Origin of the sequence: Agrobacterium sp. CCNWLW32 (assembly GCF_037083425.1) — a bacterium.
GTDB classification, from domain to species: Bacteria; Pseudomonadota; Alphaproteobacteria; order Rhizobiales; family Rhizobiaceae; genus Agrobacterium; species Agrobacterium radiobacter.
This window is the reverse complement of record NZ_JBAOJM010000001.1, coordinates 725,035-745,451: the sequence shown is the minus strand read 5'-3', so window position 1 is coordinate 745,451 and position 20,417 is coordinate 725,035. Positions and strand designations below refer to the sequence as shown.

Genomic DNA, 20,417 nt, shown 5'->3' with positions numbered 1-20,417 from the left:
TTCTCTTCCCTGCCCGCCTTCGCGCGTCAGAGCTTCACCTTTGATCGCGGTACGGAGTTTGCCGCATTCCGGGCTTTGGAAGATGGTATCGGCGCACGAAGCTGGTTCTGTGATCCAAGCGCACCCTGGCAGAAAGGCGCCGTCGAAAACGCCAACAAGCGCATCCGCCGCTTCCTGCCGTCGAACACGGACCTCAGCCAGATGTCGCAGGCAACGTTGAACCAGGTCGCACGCATCCTCAACAACCAACCCAGAAAGTGCCTGGGCTACAGGACGCCGGCCGAAGCGTTCATGGCCCATTTGCAGGAGGAGGTCTAATCCCCTACCCTGCAAACCGGTATGATGCACTTGGAGTAGCTTCTCCACCGCAAAGTTAGAATGTCCTGTTTCTGCAAAGTTGGAATGTCACACTCCCCTGGTCTGATTGACGTCTGGGAGATTGCAGATGGGATTGATTACGATGACCGAGCGTGATCTGCAGCGGATCGAGACTTTGTCGAAGGTGATTGCCGGTCGGATGACTATGGTGTCGGCGTCGCATGTGCTTGATCTGAGCGAGCGCCAGGTCCGCCGTCTTCTGGAATGGTCGGCTTTCAGCCGGAAGCCGCAGCCTGTCGATGGCGAAGGCCCGGTTTCAAGGTTCGCGGCGCGGGCCGCTCATGTCGCATTGCTGTTCCTTACCCTTGCCGTTCCCCTCGCCGGCTGGGCCGTCGCTTTGACGGCTCCCCTGCAAATCCCAAGTTACGTCTTCGATCTCGTGGTCGTGCCGGGGTTGCCTCTGGCGATTTCCGATCAGGCGGAGGCGTTCTGGACAGAGGTTCATGCCACCCTCGCCTATCTCGCCGTAGCCATCGTATTTCTACATGTGACGGCAGCGCTATGGCACCATTTCATCCGCAAAGATTCAACCCTCCGGCGTATGCTTCCGTCTCCGGCAGCCGCGAATAACAGGCGCAAAACTGTGTCCTCCCGGAAATAGAGTCGCAGCCCATCTGGTGACATCGTTTTGACCGCGGAATGGGCAGGCTACCCGAAGTTGCGCAAAAGTCACATCGCAGTGGCTTTCGGCCGCTGAGCGCGCCGCATGCTTCCATTTCTGACCGATCATTTGTTATCGTTACCGCCGAAGAGCATTGGCGCATCGAGGTAGACTTTGCCTAAGTAAATACCGGTCTCAATCCAGTTTCACCCGTACTGCGGATGGCCACAGGCTGTCGGCGTATGATCACGTTCATCGGGTGGTGGCAAGAGACCGGTCTGGCATTGTTAAAATGTGCCCTGCGCAGCTTTGCTGTCTCAGCTCTTCACCCACCCGAAACATCGCCACGCCGTTCCCGTCAGGGTTTTCTCCTGCACCATCTTGGTGGACTTCCAAATGGAAGACCAAGACAATATGTGCAATGTACTTCGGGTCCAATGGACCATTACACCACGAACGGCGCCCCAGCCCTGGCTTGCATGCAGCGGATGTGGCGACCTGAGGGCGTTTCAAGCCAGCGGCAAGATCCGGCTTAATGCCAACGGCCGCAAACTGGATGCCTGGCTCATCTATAAATGCCTGATCTGCGACAAAAGCTGGAACCGGCCGATTTTCGAGCGGCAGAACGTCCGCGACATCAGCCCTTCCGTTATGGAAGCGCTGCAGTCGAACGATCCGCAATGGATAAGAGCGGAAACATTCAACCTCGAAGCCCTGAGACGCAAATCGCAACGCATCGACGAGTTTCCCGAGTTCGATATCGAGAAAAAGATCAAGGACGAACCTCCCGACTGGACCAAGGCCGAGATTGATCTCACGGTTCCGCTCCAGACCGGCATACGCCTTGATCGTCTGCTGGCGTCCGAACTGGGGCTTTCACGGTCGATGCTGCAGAAGCTTCACGATGGCGGCACCATACGGGCACCATCCGACCTTCTGCGGCGACGTCTCAAGAACGGCACCCGCATTGTGATCGAGTGCTGCGATGGTTTCGATCGGGAGCTATTCTTGAAACCCGTGACGGTGGGTTTCTAAAGGTGTCGCGAGGGTCTGTTAGGTCAGACCCTCGCGCTGAGACTGGGTTAGACCGCAGCGGCAGTCTTTCCGACCGTCGCTCAGCCGTTCGACGCAGCCTTGAAAATCGCCAATTGGTCGGCAAATGCGCGTTTATAGGCGGGGCGCGCTTCGCCCCGGGCGACGTAGGCCGAGAGGTTCTCATATTCGTCGAGGATGCCTGAGCTTTTTATCCTTTGCAGCACGGACACCATCAGCAGATCGCCGGCGCTGAATCCGCCGTCGAGCCAGTCGGCGTCACCGAGGCGGTGGGACAGTTCGCCAAGCCGCTTGCGAATACGGTCATGGACGATCTGCAGGCGCTCGCTGTGCCAGCTCTTGTCCCTTTCGAGAAAGCCGGCGACAAAATGCTCGACGATGGGCGGCTCCATCGTGCTGAGTGCGGCGAACATCCACATGATCGCACGCGCCCGCGCATCCGCATCCTCTGGCAACAGGCCGGCATGACGTTCGGCTATATGCAGCACGATCGCCCCGGATTCAAACAGGACGAGTTCACCCTCCTCATAGGTCGGGATCTGCCCGAAGGGTTGAAGCGCAAGGTGCGCCGGCTCCCGCATCGCCTTGAAGGAAAGAAGGCGGACATCATAGGGCTGGCCCACTTCTTCGAACGCCCAGCGGACGCGCATATCGCGGGCGAGACCCTTGCCGCCATCGGGCGAGTGTTCAAAGGCGGTAATGGTGATTGTCATTGCTGTTCTCCATCACTCCCTGTGCGGAAACGCCCCGGAATGCCGTCGCCTGACGTGGCGTCACAATATGCGCTGGGATGAGCGAAAACAACGCCGGGATCGCCTTTCGAGTAATCCTGTCCTCCTGAAACAATCAACCGGGTGGAAATCACGCAACTGCGACAAACGATGGAAATCAGGGTCATCAAATCTCTGTGGGGCTGAAGCAAACGCCACTGAGGCCAGATGAAAAGGCTGGCCATTTCATGCAAAAACTCTAAGCTCCAGCGCCGGACACGAATTGTCGAAAACCATCAGATTTTCACTTCAAATCATCAGGGAGAAAGCATCAGATGAGCCTGCGTATCAACGATATAGCACCAGACTTCACCGCCGAGACCACCCATGGTCCGGTGAGCTTTCACGACTGGATCGGCGACGGTTGGGCGGTCCTGTTTTCGCATCCGAAAAATTTCACGCCCGTCTGCACGACGGAACTTGGCGCGATGGGCGGCCTGCAGCCGGAATTCGAAAAACGCGGCGTGAAGATCATCGGCATTTCGGTCGATCCGGTTGAAAGCCATGAAAAATGGAAGAACGACATTCGCACCGCGACCGGTTTCAACGTCGATTATCCGCTGATCGGCGACAAGGACCTGAAGGTCGCGAAGCTCTACGACATGCTGCCGGCCGGCGCCGGCGACAGTTCCGAAGGCCGCACGCCTGCCGATAACGCCACCGTGCGCTCCGTCTTTGTCATCGGTCCCGACAAGAAGATCAAGCTGGTCCTCACCTACCCGATGACCACAGGCCGCAATTTCGAGGAAATTCTCCGCGCCATCGATTCCATTCAGCTCACCTCCAAACACCAGGTGGCGACACCTGCCAACTGGAAGCAGGGCGAGGATGTCATCATCACCGCAGCCGTTTCCAACGAAGATGCGATTGCTCGTTTCGGCTCCTACGACACGGTTCTTCCCTATCTGCGCAAGACAAAGCAGCCCGGCTGATTTTGAAACCTGTGATGGGGCGGTGAAAACGCATCGCCCCATCCGTTCCTGGGTATGACGGCGCGCCCTAGCCGGCTTCCTGCTTCGCGACGAGCAGCATTGGCCGGTCATCGAGTTCGGCGGGGGTGAAACGCGCAAGAAGATCGAACGATGTTATGGCTTCACCGGCGGCGAAGCGTCGTCCGTTGACGACGAGATGCCCGAGGCCGAATATCGTAAGAAGCGCTTCCGTCGCATCTCCCGACGAGCTGTCGAAAAGCAGATTTGTCTGGCCTAAATGCTCCAGACCCGTTGTCCAGGCCCTGATCTTTTCCCCCTCCTCCGTCACAAAGGCTCCGAAGGCCAGCATCGTCGCCATTTGCTGCGGCTGATCCAGATGGCTGTTTGCATAGTTCAGATAGTCATCGAGATTGGCGCGGCCGACGATCATGTCCAGATAATGCAACGCAACCGCCCGCATGGGGGCGAGCTGGTGGATGCCGAGCAGGGTCGAGGCGATCTCGTTATGTGCGATTTCTGGATCATCCTCATCCGCCAGGATGAGAAATCTGAACTCGCATTGGTGTGTCGCACGGGTGAAATCGTCATATGCCGCTTTTGCATCGATACAAAAGGTCTTTGACCAGTCGACCCTCGCCCTCGCAACTGCCGGATATTGGGCCGGCGCAACCGGCGTCGCCACGACCGGCTCGGGAGTACCGACAAAAACCCTGGTTGCACCGCGCAGTCCGTCAAAAACGCCTTTTTCGCCCACCCGCTCGCATTCATATCCCTCCTCGCCCCACGCTTCTATCAGGGTCATATCCGAGATCGCGGGTTTGCTGTCGAAATAGAGTGTCGCCTTGAAAAATTGAGCGTCGCCATTTGCCATTGTAGTTCCTGTCCATGGCATTTCTTGCGCTCTATGGCTTTATGATCCCGCCATGATAGTCAAGCCGGTATGTCTCGACATGTCCGCGGTAAATGCGCTCGACGCCGGTGAAGGACCGGAATTCACCCGCATTCGTATCGACATAGACCAGATTTTCCACCGGGTGGGTGAAGCCGCCGAGAAAGCGGCCCTCCCGATAGAGGGTGGAAAGCGACTGCTGAATGACCATGCCGGCTGTCGCGCCGTCGATCATATCGGGCCGGAGGATACGGCCGTAATAACTCATCGCCCAGAGGGCCGTCCCCTGATGCCAGACGACCTCCTGACCGATGAAATCGGTTCCCCCGAAATAGCTGTCGATATAGTGCCAGTCGCCGTTCTGATAGCCGAGATCGTGCGATCCCTTGCGCGTGGGCGTCGCGGATTTGTTACCGCCGCCAACATACGTGGCAGACTTGGCCTGCACGATGAACTCTTCCAGCATGGTATCCCTCGAAAACAAGAACATAAAGGGAACATATGCCGTTTTTACGATCGTCGCAAGTACCACCTGCGCCCACCATCCATCCCGTATTTCAGCTGTCGTGGGCTTGGTAATCGCGGCATTTGCGCTTAGAAGCGTGGCAGGAAATATCCGAAAAGAGTGTCCATGCCGCAAAACCCGCAAATCTATGTCGATGCCGATGCATGCCCCGTGAAGCCGGAGATTCTCAAGGTGGCGGAACGGCATGGGCTGGAAGTGACCTTTGTCGCCAATTCCGGTCTGCGCCCGTCGCGAGATCCCATGGTGAAAAACGTCATTGTTTCCACCGGTTTCGACGCTGCGGACGACTGGATCGCCGATCATGCCGGCGAAAACGATATCGTCATCACCGCCGATGTGCCGCTCGCTGGACGCTGTGTCGCCAAGGGTGCGTTGGTCACCGGGCCGACGGGTCGCGTTTTTGACCAGTCGAATATCGGGATGGCGACGGCAATGCGCGACCTTGGTGCACATCTGCGTGAAACCGGTGAAAGCAAGGGATATAACGCGGCTTTTTCACCGCGCGACCGCTCCGCCTTTCTGGAGACGCTTGACCGTTTCTGCCGCCGTGTCAAAAAGTGACGGTGCCAACAGAAAGATGCCGCCCATGACCACGGCCAATATGAAAAGCAGCAGCTATCGCCGCCATCAACCTTTCGTCATTGCTTTTCTCGTCGGCGCCATAGGCCTTGGGCTGGCTCTGGTTCTGGCGCCACCGCTGGCGATCGAGATCGCGGCCGTTCTGTTCTTCCTGACCTATCTCACTTTGATTGGCTTTCGCCTGTCGGGCCTGACGGCGCAGCATCTGAAGGCCCATGCCGATAGTGACGATCTGCCTGCAGTCGCCATCATCGCCGTCACGCTGCTAGCCGTCGCTGTCGCTGTGGTATCACTGTTCCAGGCGCTCAACCACACAGGCGAGACGGTCTGGACGCTGCTCATCGCCTTTGCCTCGGTGATCTTGGGCTGGCTGACCATCCACACCATGACAGCCCTGCACTACGCTCATCTTTACTGGCGGCCTGCCACGGTGGACGGCAAGCGGCAGCATCGCGGCGGCATGGATTTTCCGGCGACCAAGGAACCCTGCGGTTACGACTTTCTCTACTTCGCCGTGGTGATCGGCATGACGGCGCAGACATCGGATGTGGGAATAACCACGACCGCCATGCGGAAGGTCACGCTGCTGCATTCCATCGTTTCTTTCTTCTTCAACACGGTTCTGGTGGCGGCGGCGGTCAATGCCGCGGTCTCGCTTGCGGGCTGAGCCGGATTTTTTCACAAGGAATGTCTTCATGAACATCATTTCGCAAAATACGGCCTTTGGCGGCATGCAGGGCGTATTTTCGCACGTATCGGAAACCCTGAAATGTGAGATGACCTTTGCGGTTTACGTGCCGCCGAAGGCGATCCATGAGCCCTGCCCCGTTCTGTGGTATCTTTCCGGCCTCACCTGCACCCATGCCAACGTCATGGAAAAAGGCGAATATCGCCGCATGGCCGCCGAACTCGGGCTCATCATCGTCTGCCCGGACACCAGCCCGCGCGGCAATGACGTGCCGGACGAACTGACCAACTGGCAGATGGGCAAGGGCGCCGGATTTTATCTCGATGCCACGCAGGAACCCTGGTCCGAGCATTACCAGATGTACAGCTATGTCACGGAAGAACTACCCGCCCTCATCGGCCAGCATTTCCGTGCGGATATGAGCCGCCAGAGTATTTTCGGCCATTCGATGGGCGGCCATGGCGCGATGACCATGGCGCTCAAGAATCCCAGCCGTTTCAAAAGCTGCTCTGCCTTTGCACCGATCGTGGCTCCCTCGTCAGCCGACTGGTCAGAACCGGCGCTGGAAAAATATCTCGGTGCGGACAAGGCCGCATGGCGTCAATACGACGCCTGTGCGCTGGTCGAGGATGGCGCGCGTTTTCCCGAGTTCCTGATCGACCAGGGCAAGGCTGATAGTTTCCTTGAAAAAGGCCTGCGTCCCTGGCTCTTCGAAGAGGCGATCAAGGGCACGGATATCAGCCTGACGTTGCGCATGCATGACCGCTACGACCACTCCTACTACTTCATTTCCACCTTCATGGATGACCATCTGAAATGGCATGCCGAGCGGCTTGGATAAGGGTGGAGAAGCAAGCCGGCGGCGCCCTGTGAGCGCCGCCGTTTCAGGTTTGACCCGCTATTAAGGGATACGGGCAATGACCTTGATCTCGAAATCGAAGCCCGCGAGCCAGTTGACGCCGACAGCGGTCCAGTTCGGGTAAGGCTTTTGGCTGAAAATCTCCTGCTTGACGGTCATGATCGTTCCAAACTGGTTTTCCGGATCCGTGTGGAACGTCGTGATATCCACAATGTCGTCGAAAGTGCAGCCCGCCGCCTCGAGCGTTGCCTTGAGATTTTCGAAGGCCAGCCGGACCTGCCGTTCAAAATCAGGTTCAGGCGTTCCATCGGCACGGCTGCCGACCTGGCCGGAAACGAATAGCAGATCACCGGATTTGATGGCAGCAGAGTAGCCATGCTCTTCGTAAAGCGCGTGCCTGTGGGCGGGAAAAATTGCTTCGCGTTTACTCATTTCCATCTCTCTTTCAGCTGAGTGACGATGCCGCGCTCTATAGCGTCAGCGTCCAGTTTACATACGTTGCGTATGCGAGATAGGAACATACACTGCGTATGTCAAATAAATATACGCAATGTATGTGAGTGCGACGCGGAACCAATGGTGGCGCGACATTGAGAAACGACGCATCGTGATTGTGCCACCGCTTCCGCGGACGTTACGGGAAGAGCGCCGTCGCAAGCGTCGTCGGGCCGGATCGGCTGAGCCTGAATTCGCGGATCACCCGTTCTGCAACGCCATAGGCGAGTTCCTGCTCGATAGACTGATTGTCGAAGCTGACGACAGTGGCGGTGAATTTGGCTTCGGCGATCACTTCTCCCGTCGCCACGGCGGCGGCGCGGACGATGACCTTGGCCGACGCCCTTTCTCCGAACAGGAAGGGGCCGCGCGTAACGGATGCGAGACGGATGGTCAGCACCACGCGCGGGCGGGTCTCTCCACGCGCCGTGGTCTTGATCGCATTCTGCACCTGCGCATGAATGGACTGCATCAGCGCCGGAGCGACATCCGGGCGGGCGGCGACGAATGCGCCGCGCACATCGTAAAGCAGCCGGTCGGTATTGGTCGCTTGCGGTTCCAGCCTGAAAGACATGAGCGTGAAACACGCCAGCACAAGAATGCCAAGGCGTTTCAGCGTGGTGATCATGATCAGCGGCTCCCCTTACGTGAGGTAACCGCATATTCGGCCATCAGGGTTAGAAAAGCGTTAAGAAGCGCTCTTCAGGGACTCCAGAACATTGAGTGCCGCGCGCATGTCGACAAGCCTCACGGCGCGGCGCTCCAGCGCCTCCTCGTCCTCCCCCCATTGCTCGGCGGTCCAGTCCTCATCGAGATGGGCAAGCGCCCATGCTTCCTCCTGCGTCAGCTGCCCTTCCGCCAGCGCAAGCGCCAGAATGGCGGAGCCGGTCAGCGACGTCATGGTGTGAAGAGCGGCAAGTGCGATCGGTGTGTCATATTTCTTCAGCGTTACCGCGAAAGCCGCGATGGCTTCGCGTGGCTGGTCTTGATGCATTACGCCTTCAACGAGAATGAAGCGCGCGCCGAGCACATTGGCCGCCCAGTCCAGCACGGGATCCCAATGGTCCGTCTGTCGCGCAACCAGCGCTTCCGGGTCACCGGCGCGGTAACAAAGAAGATCGGAAGAAGAAAACCGGAGGATATCCTCGAAAACCGCCTGGGTGTCGTTGGCGACGCCATCGATGGCGGTATTCACATGGCGCGATACCGGCATGACCACCGGGTTCACCACCTCCTTCTGGGCATCCCACTCATCGCGAAGCAGTTCAGCCAGCGCGTGCGACGGGACGGTCAGCGGCTTCTTGGCGGGCGTGCGCAGCGGCTTGCCATCGAGAAGGATGGCAAAGCCACCCTCCTCCACCTCTCCGACGGTGACATCCTTGTAGAACCGCTTCGGCAAAGGTTTCTGCATCTGGATTTGCGCGCGCAGGATCGGGTCGGGGTGGCTCAGGCCCTCCGAAAGGTCGTTCAGGAGATCACGCATGGCACGTCCTCATCAGTCGGATAGAAAGGTTAGAGATTATCGGCAGGAACATAGGCCGGAATTTCACGCGGATGGCTGACTACCGCATCTGCGCCCGCCGTCCAGAGTTCATCGACGGAAGCATAACCCCAGGCGACGCCGATCGCTTTTGCGCCCGCAGCCTTGGCCATCTGCATGTCATAGACCGCATCGCCGATCACGATAGTATCGGCCGGAACCATGCCGGTTTCGTGGCAACACTCCATGACCATGGCCGGATGCGGCTTTGACGGGCAATCATCCGCCGTGCGCGAAACGATGAAGTGCTCGGCAAAGCCGTGGGTTTCGAGAATATGGGTGAGCCCGCGCCTTCCCTTGCCGGTCACCGCGCCGATCAGCACGTCGTCCCGTTTCGACAGTGTGTCGATCAGCGGCGCGATACCGTCGAAGAGCGGCGTCGTCATTTCGGGACGCTCGCGCAGGGGATGATAAACTTCCCTGTAACGCTGCGTCATCGCCTGCGCCTCCTCATCCACATGCGCCTTGCCGAGCATGCGGGCGATGGCGATATCCAGCGTCAGCCCGATGATTGCCTTGGTCTGTGAGATATCAGGCCGCGGCTTGCCAAAATCGGCAAAGGTTTCGACCATGACCGCATGGATCAGGCCGGCGCTGTCCACCAATGTGCCGTCGCAATCGAAAAGAACGAGCTTCATAGCTTTCAGTCTTCCCTGTCGCCATCGGCCACGTCGAGGCCGAGCAGGTTCCAGGTCTGCACCATATGCGGCGGCAAAGGTGCGCTGACCCGAAGCCGGCCCCCATTCGGATGCGGAATGTCGATATGGCGCGCATGCAGATGCAGGCGCTTCTGGATGCCGCCTGGGAAATCCCAGTTCGGATCGTCGATATAATATTTGGGATCACCGATGATCGGGTGGCCCATATGCAGCGCGTGAACGCGGAGCTGATGGGTGCGGCCGGTATAGGGTTCCATCTCCAGCCAGGCGAGGTTCTGCGCGGCGGTATCGATGACACGGTAATAGGAAACGGCGTGATCGGCCCCCTCCTCGCCATGCTTGGCGATACGCATGCGGTCGCCATCCATGGTCTGTTCCTTGACCAGCCAGGTAGAAATCTTGTCCTGGTGCTTGCGCGGAACGCCTTTGACCAGCGCCCAATAGGTCTTCTTGGTGTCGCGCTCGCGGAAGGCGGCCGTCAGCTTCTGCGCAGCACCGCGGGTGCGGGCAACCACCAGCACGCCGGAGGTATCGCGGTCGAGGCGGTGCACCAGACGCGGCTTTTCGCCCTTAGGGCTGGTCCAGGCTTCCAGAAGCCCGTCGATATGGCGGTTGACGCCGGAACCGCCCTGAACGGCAATGCCGGCCGGCTTGTTGAAAACGAAAACCTTGTCGTCTTCATGCAAGAGCATGCGCGCCAGAAGTTCCGCGTCTTCCGAATGTTTGAGATCCCTTGATCCGATCGGTCCGCTTTTGACCTTGAGATCGGAATCGACCGGCGGCACGCGCACCATCTGTCCCGGCTGCACCCGCGCATCCGTCTTCACCCGGCCGCCATCCACGCGCACCTGTCCGGATCGCAACAGCTTCTGCAATTGCCCGAAACCAAGTCCCGGATAGTGAATCTTGAACCAGCGATCGAGGCGCATACCGGCCTCGTCGGCCCCTACCTTGATATGCTCGATACCTGCCATGAAATTTCCAGTCTCTCTGTCTTGATCGCGCGCCCGTTGTTCGGCGCGCCGTTTGGATCAAGCCTTTAGAACAAGTTGCGGCCCAAGGCCAGCCCGGCGAAAACCGCAGCAATGGAAACCACAAGACTTGCAAGGACGTAAACGGCCGAAAGGCCGAGCGCACCGCGTTCGAAAAGCGCCACCGCATCGAGCGAGAAGGACGAAAATGTCGTGAACCCGCCGAGCACGCCGGTGACGAGAAACAGGCGCATTTCCATCGAGGCGTTCAGCCGCCGCGCCACAAGCTCGACCAGCAGACCGATGAGGAAAGACCCGACCACATTAACCGCAAGCGTTCCCCAGGGGAAATTGGGCCCGGCCAGCCGCACGCTCCAGACGCCGACCAGATAACGAAACACGGAACCGATGGCGCCGCCTGTCGCGACAAGAGCGATATTGATCATGGGAATGGTATCTCCGGAAATTGCCGGACCTGTGAAGTCCGACGCTTTTCTAGACCAAGGGCACAGCGGACGAAAGCCCTTTGGCAGGCGTCTTCGTCCACTAAAATACGATTAAATTGCAGCGTCGCGATTTAGCCTTCCAACAAGATGCGGCTGCTAATCTCGTTTTTTTAAGGGTCGGCGACAATTGCCGGGGGTTGGATGACACAGGTTCTTTCTGTTTCCGCGAATACGGCAGCCTATGCGCTGGAAGCCGTGAAGCCATCGCAGCGCGTTCCGCGCAAAAGCGAAGTGGAAGAGGCCATTCACGAATTGGCGCGCAAGGCCGAAGGTGGGGATGACTTCCAGCTGCGCGGCATGATGACGGTGATCAAGCCACCCGCCCTGACGCTCTATTTCCTGACCGTTGCCAGCCAGCGCCACGAGCCGCAGGCGACACTGGAGCAGGCCGTTGAGGCCTATGAGGAAAACAGCACCACACAAAAACCAAGAAATGACGTGTTAGATCATACCGATATATAGGTATCTTAATTTGGTTTCTCGGTCTCTTGACCACGTCGAACGGACATTCGCGTTCAGCTTGGTGTCAGCTTGATTTTCTAGATATTTTCGACCGAATTCGGAAAATCGCGATGGCAGATGCCCTCTCCCTTTTTTCATCATGGCGCTGAAGAACAAATACAATATATGAAAAATCTTGCGGCTACCGGACCTGTCACGCGTTCCGGTAGCCGCTTTTCATTGGTCAATTATGCTTGTGGTCGCTGCCGCCCTTGGCTGCGCCAGTGGAGAGCACGATCTCGACCTTGCCGGCCTTTTCGAAGATCAGCGTCACCGGCACCTTGTCGCCTTCGGCAAAGGGCTTCTTTACGTCAAAGAACATCATGTGCAGGCCGCCGGGCTTCAGCTCCACTGTCTGCCCTGCGGGAATGACGATGCCGTCATCCAGCTTGCGCATTTTCATGACGTCGTTGACCATGGCCATCTCATGGATTTCGGCACGACCGGCAGCCGAGGATTCAACGCCGACCAGCTTGTCGTCGCTATCGCCGGTATTCTTGATCGACACATAGCCGCCGCCCACGGGCTGGCCCGGCAACATGGCCTTGGTCGTGCCGCCAGACACTTCGAGACTGCCGCCCTTCACGACATCCATATCCATGCTCATGCCGGCATGATCGTGGCCGCCCGCATGCGCCTTGGCCGCAACCTTGATGGTCGGCGCCGGGCTTTTCAGGGAATGGGGATCGACGCCGGCCGCCGCTACCTCATCCCAGGATACCTTGCCCTTGTCACCGCAAAGCTGTGTTACCTTGAAAGGCAGGTCCTGCCCCGCTTCGATACCGGAAATCTTACCCTGTACCGCGAAGGTATCGTAAAACTCGTCCGGCAGGTTGCCGCCCTTCCAGCGGATTTCGATCGGGCCGCTTTTGATCTCCTTGCCGTGGTTCTTATAGGCCTTCTGGTAGTCGCCCTTGATGATCTCCAGCTCCCAACCGGCCTTGGGCTGCGGCTTGGCGGAAATGAAGCCTTCCGGCAGCTTGATCTGTACTTCGGTGGTGGCGAGCCCGCCGTCACAGCCATGCGGCACCTGAAGGGCGGCAATGACGGTGCTGTCCTGTTCGGCCGAACCCTCAACGAATGTGGCATGGGCAAAAGCCTGTGCAGTCGAAACCGAGGCGACGAAAAGGCCGCAGGTGATGATCTTGGTGGTTTTCATTTGCTTGTCCCTGCGACTGCTACCCTCTGGGTCTGCGCAGCCGCTCCGTGCCGCCAAAGACGGCGATTATCCCGTTAAAACGAAAAATCAGGCGGACTGGGGTGGCGGGCCGCGCGCGGCGGGTTGCTGGATCGTCAGGACGGAGCGGAAGCTCCATTCCGCAGAGAGACGATTGTCGAGCCAGGCAAATTGGGTCTTCAGCCAACCTTCCGTATCGGGCATGGGCAGAAGAATGGACGATGCCAGCAGGCACGCCTCGCAGAAGAGGATGGCGTCACCCGAATGGGTCGGGCTGTCCTTGGTGTGGGAGGCATTCAAACCGCCGGCGTGGCCGAGGCAGATTTCGGCAAAGGTGCCATCCGGAAGCCGGTAGCTCTCGTCGAGGACAACCTCCGGGGCGACGGCAAGTGCGGGCTTGTGGGCAAAACCGAGCGACAACATCAGGGTCGCGCAGAAAATGCGAAGCACCTTCTCCATCCCTGTCAGCCATCGTTTTTGATTTGCATCCATAATCCCATGCGATATCCCGCTTTCCTGCCGATTTCAAAGGGGAATTTTGCCGCAGGCTTAACAGTTGCAAGGGAACAATCGCCGCAAGGCGGCATTTCCCCGTCGGAACCACCGTTTCAAGGGAGATCCGACATGCCAGCCAAATCGAAAGCCCAGCAGAAAGCCGCCGGCGCCGCACTCGCCGCCAAACGGGGTGAGACGAAGAAATCCAGTTTACAAGGTGCTTCAAAAAGCATGGAGAAGTCCATGACAGAAAAGGAATTTGAGGATTTCGCCTCGACGAAACGCAAAGGCCTGCCGGAGAAAAAATCCGATTAGCGCCGCCCCTTCCAGCCAGCCTGAAGCCGTACGCTGAAAAAGCCTCGTCGCGCCCATGCGAGCCGCATCGACCGGACTACTCCGACGAGTACGAAACGCGGTCTTAAAACCGTTATACCGGACAGGATAGATGTTGATGGCGCAGATGGAGCAAGAATCTGTTCAGATGCGTCATTTGGTCCTTGCCAATAGCGGGCCTTCGAAGATAATGAGCGTCGCATCATCGTTGGGAGAAACCGCTTCAATGCGGTGCCGAAGGAGCAACCGCCCCGGAAACTCTCAGGCAAAAGGACCAGCGGTGAAGACGAAACTCTGGAGAGAAGCCACCTTTAAACAGGACGGCTCGCCGAAGGGATAACAATCTCAGGCGACAAGGACAGAGGGGGCTCTTGAACCGGCGCTTCGCGCCATGACCTGAGCCCGCGCGATCATTCGCGCAACCCTGGAGGCGTCCTTGGACGATAACGCCGAGCTTCAAATCACGCCGCTCAATTCCCTGCATATTTCGCTTGGCGCCCGCATGGTGCCTTTTGCCGGTTACGATATGCCGGTGCAATATCCGGCCGGCGTTCTGAAGGAACATCTTCAGACCCGCACCTCAGCCGGCCTGTTCGACGTATCCCACATGGGCCAGGTGATCGTGAAGGCGAAGTCCGGCAACAATGCCGACGCAGCGCTTGCACTGGAAAAGCTGGTGCCGGTCGATATTCTCGGTCTCAAGGAAGGCCGCCAGCGCTACGGTTTCTTCACCGATGAAAACGGCTGCATCCTAGATGACCTGATGATCACCAATCGCGGCGATCATCTTTTCGTCGTCGTCAACGCGGCCTGCAAGGACGCCGATGTCGCTCATATGAAGGCGCATCTTTCCGGCGACTGCGAAATTACCCTTCTCGATGATCGGGCGCTGATCGCGCTGCAGGGACCACGCGCGGAAGCGGTTCTGGCCGAACTTTGGGCCGGCGTGTCTGAAATGAAGTTCATGGACGTGCTGGAAGTTCCGCTGCACGACGTCCCCTGCATCGTTTCCCGCTCCGGTTATTCCGGTGAGGACGGTTTTGAAATTTCCGTGCCCGCCGCAAAGGCGGAAGAGATTGCCAGGGCCCTGCTCGAACATCCCGATTGCGAGCCGATAGGTCTTGGCGCGCGCGACAGCCTGCGTCTGGAAGCCGGCCTTTGTCTTTATGGCAATGATATCGACACCACGACCTCCCCCATCGAAGCTTCGCTCGAATGGGCGATCCAGAAGGCGCGCCGCGCCGGTGGCGATCGCGAGGGCGGCTTTCCGGGTGCGGAGCGCATTCTCGGCGAACTGAAAGACGGCACATCACGCCGCCGTGTCGGCCTGAAGCCCGAGGGCAAGGCGCCGGTGCGCGGCCATTCCAAGCTTTTCGCGGATGCCGAGGGCAAGACGGAAATCGGCGAAGTGACTTCCGGCGGCTTCGGCCCGTCGGTCGAAGGTCCCGTCGCCATGGGTTACGTGCCAACGGCCTATACGGCTCCCGGTATGGCGATCTTTGCGGAAGTGCGCGGCAAATATCTGCCCGTCACCGTCGCTGCCCTGCCCTTCATCAAGCCCACCTACAAACGATAATCTTCATCCCATCTCCGGAGAAAATACGATGCTGAAATTTACCGCAGAACACGAATGGCTGAAGTTCGAAGGCGATATCGCCACCGTTGGCATTACCAGCCACGCCGCTGAACAGCTTGGCGATCTCGTCTTCGTCGAATTGCCGGAAGTGGGCGCCACCTTCTCCAAGGATGGCGACGCGGCGACCGTTGAATCCGTCAAGGCGGCTTCCGATGTCTATTGTCCGCTGGATGGCGAAGTGGTGGAAATCAACCAGGCCATCGTCGACGATCCCTCGCTGGTCAATTCGGACCCGCAGGGCGCCGGCTGGTTCTTCAAGCTGAAGCTTTCCAACGTCGCGGATGCCGATACGCTGCTCGACGAAGCAGCCTACAGGGAGCTGATCGCGTAATGACGACGCCCACAGAATTCCATTTCACCGACTATCAGCCCTATGATTTCGCCAATCGACGTCACATCGGGCCGTCGCCGTCGGAAATGGCTGACATGCTGAAGGTCGTTGGCTACAAGAGCCTCGACGCCCTGATCGACGCCACCGTTCCCTCCTCCATCCGCCAGAAGGTGCCGCTGACCTGGGGTGCAGCGCTGACCGAACGCGAGGCGCTCGACCGCCTGCGCGAAACGGCCAACAAGAACCAGGTGCTGACCTCGCTGATCGGCCAGGGCTATTACGGTACAATCACCCCGCCGGTGATCCAGCGCAACATTCTGGAAAACCCGGCCTGGTACACCGCCTATACGCCTTACCAGCCAGAAATCAGCCAGGGCCGTCTTGAGGCGCTGCTGAACTACCAGACCATGGTCTGCGATCTGACCGGCCTCGATGTCGCCAATGCATCGCTGCTCGATGAAGCGACCGCCGCTGCCGAAGCAATGGCCATGTGCCAGCGCGTTGCCAAGTCCAAGGCGACCGCCTTCTTCGTGGACGCCAATTGCCACCCGCAGACTATCGCGCTGATTGAGACCCGTGCAGCCCCGCTCGGCTGGAAGGTGATCGTTGGCAACCCGTTCACCGATCTCGATCCGGTCGACGTGTTCGGCGCTATCTTCCAGTATCCCGGCACCCACGGCCATGTCAGCGACTTCTCGGGCCTGATTTCCCGCCTGCACCAGACCGGTGCCATCGCCGCCGTCGCCGCCGATCTTCTGGCGCTGACGCTGTTGAAGTCACCCGGTGAAATGGGCGCGGATATCGCCATCGGCACCTCGCAGCGTTTCGGCGTTCCGGTCGGTTACGGCGGTCCGCATGCGGCTTACATGGCCGTCAAGGATGCGCATAAGCGCTCCATGCCTGGCCGTCTGGTCGGGGTCTCGGTCGATGCGCGCGGCAATCGCGCCTATCGCCTGTCGCTACAGACCCGCGAGCAGCATATCCGCCGCGAAAAGGCCACCTCCAACATCTGCACCGCACAGGTGCTCTTGGCCGTCATGGCGTCGATGTACGGCGTCTTCCACGGCCCGCAGGGCATCAAGGCCATAGCCCAGCAGACCCACCAGAAGGCCGTTCTGATGGCCAAGGGGCTGGAAAAGCTCGGCTACGTCATCGAGCCGGAGACCTTCTTCGACACCATCACCGTCGAAGTCGGTCATATGCAGGGCGTCATCCTGCGCTCTGCTGTTGCGGAAGGCGTGAACCTGCGCAAGGTCGGCGCGACCAAGATCGGCATGAGCCTTGACGAGCGCACGCGCCCTGCGACGCTTGAGGCCGTCTGGCGCGCATTCGGCGGCAATTTCTCGATCTCGGATTTCGAGCCGGAGTATCGTCTGCCGAAGGAACTGCTGCGCACCAGCCAGTACATGACGCATCCGATCTTCCACATGAACCGTGCCGAAAGCGAGATGACCCGTTACATCCGCCGTCTTTCGGACCGTGATCTGGCGCTCGACCGCTCGATGATCCCGCTCGGTTCCTGCACCATGAAGCTGAACGCAACTGCGGAGATGCTGCCGATCACCTGGCCGGAATTTTCCGACATCCATCCCTTCGTGCCGGCCAATCAGGCGCTCGGCTACAAGGAGATGATCGATGACCTCTCGGAAAAGCTGTGCTCGGTCACCGGTTACGACGCCTTCTCCATGCAGCCGAATTCCGGCGCGCAAGGGGAATATGCGGGGCTCCTGACCATCCGCAACTACCACATCGCCAATGGCGGCGCACATCGCGACGTTTGCCTCATTCCAACCTCGGCGCATGGCACCAATCCAGCCTCCGCGCAGATGGTCGGCATGAAAGTGGTGCCGGTGAAAGTGCGGGAAAATGGCGATATTGATATCGACGATTTCCGAGCAAAAGCAGAGCAGTATGCGGAAAACCTCTCGTGCTGCATGATCACCTATCCGTCCACCCATGGCGTGTTTGAGGAGACGGTTCGCGAGATTTGCGAGATCACCCATAAACACGGTGGTCAGGTCTATCTCGACGGCGCCAACATGAACGCCATGGTCGGTCTTGCCCGTCCCGGCGATATCGGTTCCGACGTCAGCCACCTCAACCTGCACAAGACCTTCTGCATCCCGCATGGCGGCGGCGGTCCGGGCATGGGGCCGATCGGCGTCAAGGCGCATCTTGCTCCCTATCTTCCCGGCCATCCGACGACGGACGGTCGTGAAGGTGCGGTTTCGGCTGCCCCCTTCGGCTCGCCGTCGATCCTGCCGATTTCCTGGAGCTACTGCCTGATGATGGGCGGCGAAGGGCTGACGCAGGCGACCAAGGTTGCGATCCTCAACGCCAACTACATCGCCGAACGGCTGAAGGGCGCTTACGACGTGCTCTACAAGTCCGAAACGGGACGTGTGGCGCATGAGTGCATCATCGACACCCGCCCGCTGGCAGACAGCTGCGGCGTGACGGTGGACGACGTTGCAAAGCGTCTCGTCGACTGCGGTTTCCATGCGCCGACCATGAGCTGGCCGGTTGCCGGCACGCTGATGATCGAGCCGACGGAATCCGAGACCAAGGCGGAAATCGACCGTTTCTGCGATGCCATGCTGGCGATCCGCGAGGAAGCCCGCGACATCGAGGAAGGCCGTGCGGACAAGACCAACAATCCGCTGAAGAACGCGCCGCACACGGTGGAAGATCTCGTCGGCGAGTGGGATCGTCCCTACAGCCGCGAACAGGGTTGCTTCCCGCCCGGCGCCTTCCGCATCGACAAATACTGGTCGCCGGTCAACCGCATTGACAATGTCTATGGCGACCGCAACCTCATCTGCACCTGCCCGCCGATGGAGGCTTATGCCGAGGCCGCCGAATAAAGGCATCGGTACGAACGAACTTATGAAGGCCCGGAGCGATCCGGGCCTTTTTCGTTCCGGACACAAGCCCCAAGACTGCGCTACCACGTCACATGCGATTGATCGTAACCCGTTCCATGCTAAACCGGATGCTGCAATTTAAGCGGTGATGGAGTTTGAATGCGTTTGATTTGCCTGAATGGTTGGGGCGGAAAGCTCCATGACGAGCTTGTTCCCTATATCTCCGCGTCCGATCCCGACATTCTATGTTTGCAGGAAGTGGTGCATACACCGGCAGCCGAAGAGGACTGGCTGAGCTATCGCGATGACGGTAGGGACCTGCCACAAAGGGCGAACTTCCTTCGCGATGTCGAAGAAGCCCTACCCGATCATCTTGCAATCTTTTGCCCGGCGGCACAGGGTGACCTCTGGCACGGGGAGACACGATATCCCTCACAATGGGGGCTGGCGACTTTCGTGCGTAAATCCATCGCGATTGTTGCGCAGGCTCAAGGTTTTGTGCACGGCTGCTTTTCTGCGAATGGATACGGAGATCACCCGCGTTCGCGCACGGGCCATGCTGTCAGGGTTTTCGACTTCACGACCGGCCAGCCAGCCGTCATCGCCCATATGCATGGGCTGCGTGACCCCAACGGTAAACAGGATATTCCCGCCCGTCTGATGCAGGCAAAACGCCTCGTGAAACTCGTCAAAGACATCGCGGAGGATGGTGACCGGATCATCGTCTGCGGCGATTTTAATGTTCTGCCTGAGAGCGACACCTTCACGGTATTGAAGGAACTGGATCTCATCGAACTCGTCACAACACGTGGTTTCACAGACACGCGCACCTCGCACTATGCCAAACAAAACCGTTTTGCAGATTACATGCTGGTCAATCCGGTTGTGCAGGTCGATCACTTTGATGTGGTGAGACAGCCAGAAGTCTCGGATCATTGCCCCTTGCTGCTCGAATTCAGCTAGAGGCTTAAGCCGCCTTATCGGTCGTTGCCTCACGTCGCGGCTGGGTCAGCGCACCAGCCGGATATCGCTCGTCACCACCGTCTTGCCGCTCCTGCCGTCCTTGTCGGTCGTGCGAAGCCGCAGGCCGTTTTGCCCGACTTTTTCGATTGTCATGGCTGCGACGCGGTCACCGTTGATGTCGCGGTGCCAGCGAACCGTCAGATTGATTGCATTTCCCTGTCGCGTACCGGAAAGGGCAGACGGTCGGCCGGAGGGTCCGGTGTAAGCGCCGCTGTAACGTCCACCTTTCTCCGACAGGTCGGCCGCAATTGCGCGCCTGACCACCAGAAGGCCACGGCATGTGCCGGACATATTGAGCGACGAGGTCCCCGCTTTGGAATTCAGCGTACAATTGACGTTGATTGGCGGCGTGCCAATCCGGGTGATCACGGTTCCCTTCCCCGCCCATGTGCCTTTCAGCGACGAGAGGAATTCGCGTTCGTCCGCTAATGCCGGCTGCACACCGAGCAGCCCTGCAAAAAATAAACTCGTGATAGCCTTCGTTTTCATGGCGCGTATCCAATTTTTCACGAAGACTAACTCGCTTGCGCCGTCAAACGTTCCTCCGGTTTATTTAGCAACTGTCAAAAAATTCGAGAGGCTCATGTTTCTGTCGTGCCGATGCAACCAAA

The 20,417-nt window shown here is 58.8% G+C and carries 25 protein-coding genes, 2 pseudogenes and 1 riboswitch; of the genes and pseudogenes, 14 read left to right on the top strand and 13 right to left on the bottom strand.

Annotated elements, in window-relative coordinates; all coding sequences use genetic code 11:
* The 4 genes and pseudogenes from V6R85_RS03895 to V6R85_RS03880 form a co-directional block, all read left to right on the top strand.
* Window positions 1–318, top strand: a 318-nt coding sequence (locus V6R85_RS03895) for an IS30 family transposase (RefSeq protein ID WP_336377018.1), incomplete at its 5' end; no start/stop codon positions are given.
* Window positions 319–445: 127 nt separating this feature from the next.
* Window positions 446–583: pseudogene (locus V6R85_RS03890) on the top strand (ISNCY family transposase); the annotation flags it as partial.
* Window positions 584–979, top strand: a pseudogene (locus tag V6R85_RS03885) (cytochrome b); the annotation flags it as partial.
* 414 nt (window positions 980–1,393) lie between these two features.
* The gene (locus V6R85_RS03880; protein ID WP_035212419.1) at window positions 1,394–2,014 is read left to right on the top strand and encodes a DUF1062 domain-containing protein; all 621 of its coding nucleotides are present in this window, start codon (window positions 1,394–1,396) and stop codon (window positions 2,012–2,014) included.
* A gap of 80 nt (window positions 2,015–2,094) precedes the next feature.
* Here the strand turns inward: V6R85_RS03880 and V6R85_RS03875 are convergent, their stop codons facing one another.
* A complete protein-coding gene (locus tag V6R85_RS03875; RefSeq protein ID WP_060724176.1) occupies window positions 2,095–2,745 on the bottom strand; it encodes a glutathione S-transferase family protein in 651 nt (216 codons plus the stop codon).
* The gene (locus V6R85_RS03870) at window positions 2,742–2,930 is read right to left on the bottom strand and encodes a hypothetical protein (protein ID WP_129565088.1); all 189 of its coding nucleotides are present in this window, start codon (window positions 2,928–2,930) and stop codon (window positions 2,742–2,744) included. Before V6R85_RS03870 ends, V6R85_RS03875 begins: the two co-directional genes overlap by 4 nt.
* Window positions 2,931–3,077: 147 nt before the next feature.
* On the opposite strand from V6R85_RS03870, the gene V6R85_RS03865 reads away from it, so the two are divergent.
* Window positions 3,078–3,734: a peroxiredoxin gene (locus tag V6R85_RS03865; protein WP_035217366.1), complete on the top strand. Its 657-nt coding sequence runs from the start codon at window positions 3,078–3,080 to the stop codon at window positions 3,732–3,734.
* A 67-nt stretch (window positions 3,735–3,801) separates the two neighbouring features.
* Here V6R85_RS03865 and V6R85_RS03860 read toward each other — a convergent pair whose 3' ends face one another.
* Both V6R85_RS03860 and V6R85_RS03855 read right to left on the bottom strand, forming a co-directional pair.
* Window positions 3,802–4,605 carry a hypothetical protein gene (locus V6R85_RS03860; RefSeq protein WP_111834354.1) on the bottom strand — a complete coding sequence of 268 codons (804 nt, stop codon included), beginning with the start codon at window positions 4,603–4,605 and terminating at the stop codon, window positions 3,802–3,804.
* Between the two features lie 31 nt (window positions 4,606–4,636).
* A complete protein-coding gene (locus V6R85_RS03855) occupies window positions 4,637–5,089 on the bottom strand; it encodes a DUF5680 domain-containing protein (protein WP_035212514.1) in 453 nt (150 codons plus the stop codon).
* Between the two features lie 165 nt (window positions 5,090–5,254).
* Between V6R85_RS03855 and V6R85_RS03850 the strand changes: the two genes are divergently transcribed.
* From V6R85_RS03850 to fghA, 3 genes are read left to right on the top strand one after another with little or no spacing between them, the layout of a single operon-like run.
* Window positions 5,255–5,710 carry a YaiI/YqxD family protein gene (locus V6R85_RS03850; RefSeq protein WP_111834353.1) on the top strand — a complete coding sequence of 152 codons (456 nt, stop codon included), beginning with the start codon at window positions 5,255–5,257 and terminating at the stop codon, window positions 5,708–5,710.
* 25 nt (window positions 5,711–5,735) lie between these two features.
* Complete coding sequence (locus V6R85_RS03845) at window positions 5,736–6,395, top strand: DUF1345 domain-containing protein (RefSeq protein WP_060724173.1); 660 nt, start codon at window positions 5,736–5,738, stop codon at window positions 6,393–6,395.
* Between the two features lie 28 nt (window positions 6,396–6,423).
* Complete coding sequence (fghA, locus tag V6R85_RS03840) at window positions 6,424–7,257, top strand: S-formylglutathione hydrolase (RefSeq protein ID WP_099085427.1); 834 nt, start codon at window positions 6,424–6,426, stop codon at window positions 7,255–7,257.
* A gap of 60 nt (window positions 7,258–7,317) precedes the next feature.
* Here fghA and V6R85_RS03835 read toward each other — a convergent pair whose 3' ends face one another.
* The 6 genes from V6R85_RS03835 to crcB all read right to left on the bottom strand — a co-directional run bounded on the left by V6R85_RS03835 (window position 7,318) and on the right by crcB (window position 11,386).
* The gene (locus tag V6R85_RS03835; RefSeq protein WP_003502695.1) at window positions 7,318–7,707 is read right to left on the bottom strand and encodes a RidA family protein; all 390 of its coding nucleotides are present in this window, start codon (window positions 7,705–7,707) and stop codon (window positions 7,318–7,320) included.
* Window positions 7,708–7,909: 202 nt separating this feature from the next.
* Window positions 7,910–8,398 (bottom strand): hypothetical protein, encoded by a 489-nt coding sequence (locus V6R85_RS03830; RefSeq protein WP_003502694.1) that lies wholly within the window; start codon window positions 8,396–8,398, stop codon window positions 7,910–7,912.
* 60 nt (window positions 8,399–8,458) lie between these two features.
* Window positions 8,459–9,253: an ATP12 family chaperone protein gene (locus V6R85_RS03825; protein ID WP_111784479.1), complete on the bottom strand. Its 795-nt coding sequence runs from the start codon at window positions 9,251–9,253 to the stop codon at window positions 8,459–8,461.
* A gap of 29 nt (window positions 9,254–9,282) precedes the next feature.
* The gene (locus V6R85_RS03820) at window positions 9,283–9,948 is read right to left on the bottom strand and encodes an HAD family hydrolase (protein ID WP_111820793.1); all 666 of its coding nucleotides are present in this window, start codon (window positions 9,946–9,948) and stop codon (window positions 9,283–9,285) included.
* A gap of 5 nt (window positions 9,949–9,953) precedes the next feature.
* Window positions 9,954–10,943, bottom strand: a complete 990-nt coding sequence (locus V6R85_RS03815; RefSeq protein ID WP_003502691.1) for an RluA family pseudouridine synthase — start codon at window positions 10,941–10,943, stop codon at window positions 9,954–9,956.
* A gap of 65 nt (window positions 10,944–11,008) precedes the next feature.
* A complete protein-coding gene (crcB, locus tag V6R85_RS03810) occupies window positions 11,009–11,386 on the bottom strand; it encodes a fluoride efflux transporter CrcB (protein ID WP_003502690.1) in 378 nt (125 codons plus the stop codon).
* Window positions 11,387–11,587: 201 nt separating this feature from the next.
* Here crcB and V6R85_RS03805 point away from each other — a divergent pair, with 201 nt between their 5' ends.
* Window positions 11,588–11,908: a hypothetical protein gene (locus tag V6R85_RS03805; RefSeq protein WP_060724170.1), complete on the top strand. Its 321-nt coding sequence runs from the start codon at window positions 11,588–11,590 to the stop codon at window positions 11,906–11,908.
* A 223-nt stretch (window positions 11,909–12,131) separates the two neighbouring features.
* Here V6R85_RS03805 and V6R85_RS03800 read toward each other — a convergent pair whose 3' ends face one another.
* The gene (locus V6R85_RS03800; protein WP_003502686.1) at window positions 12,132–13,106 is read right to left on the bottom strand and encodes a copper chaperone PCu(A)C; all 975 of its coding nucleotides are present in this window, start codon (window positions 13,104–13,106) and stop codon (window positions 12,132–12,134) included.
* A gap of 87 nt (window positions 13,107–13,193) precedes the next feature.
* On the bottom strand, window positions 13,194–13,583 hold the full coding sequence (locus V6R85_RS03795) for a hypothetical protein (RefSeq protein ID WP_035212415.1): 390 nt from the start codon (window positions 13,581–13,583) through the stop codon (window positions 13,194–13,196).
* A gap of 165 nt (window positions 13,584–13,748) precedes the next feature.
* On the opposite strand from V6R85_RS03795, the gene V6R85_RS03790 reads away from it, so the two are divergent.
* From V6R85_RS03790 to V6R85_RS03770, 5 genes are all read left to right on the top strand, one after another.
* Complete coding sequence (locus V6R85_RS03790; RefSeq protein ID WP_111834352.1) at window positions 13,749–13,934, top strand: DUF3008 family protein; 186 nt, start codon at window positions 13,749–13,751, stop codon at window positions 13,932–13,934.
* Between the two features lie 217 nt (window positions 13,935–14,151).
* Window positions 14,152–14,239: riboswitch (glycine riboswitch) on the top strand.
* Window positions 14,240–14,388: 149 nt separating this feature from the next.
* Window positions 14,389–15,528, top strand: a complete 1,140-nt coding sequence (gene gcvT / locus V6R85_RS03785) for a glycine cleavage system aminomethyltransferase GcvT (protein ID WP_060726191.1) — start codon at window positions 14,389–14,391, stop codon at window positions 15,526–15,528.
* Window positions 15,529–15,556: 28 nt separating this feature from the next.
* A complete protein-coding gene (gene gcvH, locus V6R85_RS03780) occupies window positions 15,557–15,919 on the top strand; it encodes a glycine cleavage system protein GcvH (protein ID WP_111834351.1) in 363 nt (120 codons plus the stop codon).
* Window positions 15,919–18,783 carry an aminomethyl-transferring glycine dehydrogenase gene (gene gcvP / locus V6R85_RS03775; RefSeq protein WP_111834350.1) on the top strand — a complete coding sequence of 955 codons (2,865 nt, stop codon included), beginning with the start codon at window positions 15,919–15,921 and terminating at the stop codon, window positions 18,781–18,783. Before gcvH ends, gcvP begins: the two co-directional genes overlap by 1 nt.
* 159 nt (window positions 18,784–18,942) lie before the next feature.
* Complete coding sequence (locus V6R85_RS03770) at window positions 18,943–19,746, top strand: endonuclease/exonuclease/phosphatase family protein (protein ID WP_111834349.1); 804 nt, start codon at window positions 18,943–18,945, stop codon at window positions 19,744–19,746.
* A gap of 45 nt (window positions 19,747–19,791) precedes the next feature.
* Here V6R85_RS03770 and V6R85_RS03765 read toward each other — a convergent pair whose 3' ends face one another.
* Window positions 19,792–20,295 carry a hypothetical protein gene (locus V6R85_RS03765; protein ID WP_111834348.1) on the bottom strand — a complete coding sequence of 168 codons (504 nt, stop codon included), beginning with the start codon at window positions 20,293–20,295 and terminating at the stop codon, window positions 19,792–19,794.
* Between the last annotated feature and the right edge of the window lie 122 nt (window positions 20,296–20,417).

Coding starts and splice junctions, on each gene's coding strand:
- V6R85_RS03880 (WP_035212419.1), top strand. CDS start 1,394: ATGTGCAATGTACTTCGGGTCCAATGGACCATTACACCACGAACGGCG.
- V6R85_RS03875 (WP_060724176.1), bottom strand. CDS start 2,745: ATGACAATCACCATTACCGCCTTTGAACACTCGCCCGATGGCGGCAAG.
- V6R85_RS03870 (WP_129565088.1), bottom strand. CDS start 2,930: ATGACCCTGATTTCCATCGTTTGTCGCAGTTGCGTGATTTCCACCCGG.
- V6R85_RS03865 (WP_035217366.1), top strand. CDS start 3,078: ATGAGCCTGCGTATCAACGATATAGCACCAGACTTCACCGCCGAGACC.
- V6R85_RS03860 (WP_111834354.1), bottom strand. CDS start 4,605: ATGGCAAATGGCGACGCTCAATTTTTCAAGGCGACACTCTATTTCGAC.
- V6R85_RS03855 (WP_035212514.1), bottom strand. CDS start 5,089: ATGCTGGAAGAGTTCATCGTGCAGGCCAAGTCTGCCACGTATGTTGGC.
- V6R85_RS03850 (WP_111834353.1), top strand. CDS start 5,255: ATGCCGCAAAACCCGCAAATCTATGTCGATGCCGATGCATGCCCCGTG.
- V6R85_RS03845 (WP_060724173.1), top strand. CDS start 5,736: ATGACCACGGCCAATATGAAAAGCAGCAGCTATCGCCGCCATCAACCT.
- fghA (WP_099085427.1), top strand. CDS start 6,424: ATGAACATCATTTCGCAAAATACGGCCTTTGGCGGCATGCAGGGCGTA.
- V6R85_RS03835 (WP_003502695.1), bottom strand. CDS start 7,707: ATGAGTAAACGCGAAGCAATTTTTCCCGCCCACAGGCACGCGCTTTAC.
- V6R85_RS03830 (WP_003502694.1), bottom strand. CDS start 8,398: ATGATCACCACGCTGAAACGCCTTGGCATTCTTGTGCTGGCGTGTTTC.
- V6R85_RS03825 (WP_111784479.1), bottom strand. CDS start 9,253: ATGCGTGATCTCCTGAACGACCTTTCGGAGGGCCTGAGCCACCCCGAC.
- V6R85_RS03820 (WP_111820793.1), bottom strand. CDS start 9,948: ATGAAGCTCGTTCTTTTCGATTGCGACGGCACATTGGTGGACAGCGCC.
- V6R85_RS03815 (WP_003502691.1), bottom strand. CDS start 10,943: ATGGCAGGTATCGAGCATATCAAGGTAGGGGCCGACGAGGCCGGTATG.
- crcB (WP_003502690.1), bottom strand. CDS start 11,386: ATGATCAATATCGCTCTTGTCGCGACAGGCGGCGCCATCGGTTCCGTG.
- V6R85_RS03805 (WP_060724170.1), top strand. CDS start 11,588: ATGACACAGGTTCTTTCTGTTTCCGCGAATACGGCAGCCTATGCGCTG.
- V6R85_RS03800 (WP_003502686.1), bottom strand. CDS start 13,106: ATGAAAACCACCAAGATCATCACCTGCGGCCTTTTCGTCGCCTCGGTT.
- V6R85_RS03795 (WP_035212415.1), bottom strand. CDS start 13,583: ATGGAGAAGGTGCTTCGCATTTTCTGCGCGACCCTGATGTTGTCGCTC.
- V6R85_RS03790 (WP_111834352.1), top strand. CDS start 13,749: ATGCCAGCCAAATCGAAAGCCCAGCAGAAAGCCGCCGGCGCCGCACTC.
- gcvH (WP_111834351.1), top strand. CDS start 15,557: ATGCTGAAATTTACCGCAGAACACGAATGGCTGAAGTTCGAAGGCGAT.
- gcvP (WP_111834350.1), top strand. CDS start 15,919: ATGACGACGCCCACAGAATTCCATTTCACCGACTATCAGCCCTATGAT.
- V6R85_RS03770 (WP_111834349.1), top strand. CDS start 18,943: ATGCGTTTGATTTGCCTGAATGGTTGGGGCGGAAAGCTCCATGACGAG.
- V6R85_RS03765 (WP_111834348.1), bottom strand. CDS start 20,295: ATGAAAACGAAGGCTATCACGAGTTTATTTTTTGCAGGGCTGCTCGGT.